Source organism: Nocardia ignorata NBRC 108230 (assembly GCF_001612905.1).
GTDB lineage: Bacteria > Actinomycetota > Actinomycetes > Mycobacteriales > Mycobacteriaceae > Nocardia > Nocardia ignorata.
Genome location: NZ_BDBI01000066.1, coordinates 1 through 1,016 on the forward strand (window position 1 = coordinate 1; position 1,016 = coordinate 1,016).

Sequence of the window (1,016 nt, forward strand, 5' to 3'; positions counted from 1 at the left end):
GACCGGGTCTTCGCGGCACTCAACGACCACCCGCACCCCGTCGACGTCGAGCACACGCGCCGCTGGTACCGACACGGCCACCGATCCCTGTCGGTCGGCGACATCGTCACCATCGACCACCGCCGCTACGCCTGCACACCCTGGTCATGGGACGCGCTCGCCACCGACTGAACGAACGCGCCCTGCGCCTCGGGCCGCGCCAACCCTCGCGCCCGCACCACCGCATCCCCACACGATCCGAAAGTGAACACTCATGGGCCAACATTTCAAACCTGTCTTCCTCGCCGAGGACTCCGATACCGTCATCGGCCACCTCGATCCAGGGATCTTCTTCAAACTCGCCGAGCACGCCGCCCGACGCGATGACTGGTTCGTCTCCGACGTCGCACGAATCCTCACGACACCGACGCGCATCGCGTGGGTCGGCGTGTACAGCGATCCCGAACCCGGCACCGAACCGCCTACCAACCTCCATGGCCTCGCCGAGGACTTGCCCGAAACACCGGTCCCCGATGTCGTGCCCGGAACGTATCTGATCAACCACGACCGCCGCGTCTACCTCCTCGTTCACCCCACGCCCGGCGAGGACGAGGTTCATCCCCTTCCCGCGCTCACTCTCGAAGGCGCCGAGGGCTACATCGAGGACGAGCACGGCAAGATCGGGTCCTGGGCGCGTCAACGCATCAGCGTCGCCGACACCGCGCCCACCGGATACACCGAAGTCCAGTTCCGCGCCTGGTTCGACTGACCCAGCGCCACCCCACTCAGCCGTGCCGAAGCGGGCATCGCTCGCTGTCGGTCGGCGACATCGTTTCGATCGGCGGTGACCATTACGCCTGCGCGCCGCTCGGCTGGGCGCCGATCGCACCGCCGGGCTGAGCGCCGGCGGCGGTGGGGATCAACCGCGCTCCAACGGCTGATCCCCACCCGAAACTCCCGCATCACCCCCGCCTCTGCTCACCACTGCTACACCCAGCCCGTACTTGCCCGCCCCCGCATCGCCACCCTCCTGCACC

The 1,016-nt window shown here is 67.9% G+C and carries 1 protein-coding gene; it reads left to right on the forward strand.

Annotation, left to right across the window (positions count from 1 at the left end; translation table 11 throughout):
* Positions 1–253 precede the first annotated feature (253 nt).
* Positions 254–748, forward strand: a complete 495-nt coding sequence (locus NI2_RS32660) for a hypothetical protein (protein ID WP_067499160.1) — start codon at positions 254–256, stop codon at positions 746–748.
* Positions 749–1,016 lie beyond the last annotated feature (268 nt).

Excerpts from the sequence above, each read along its gene's own strand:
- NI2_RS32660 (WP_067499160.1), top strand. The coding sequence starts at position 254 with ATGGGCCAACATTTCAAACCTGTCTTCCTCGCCGAGGACTCCGATACC.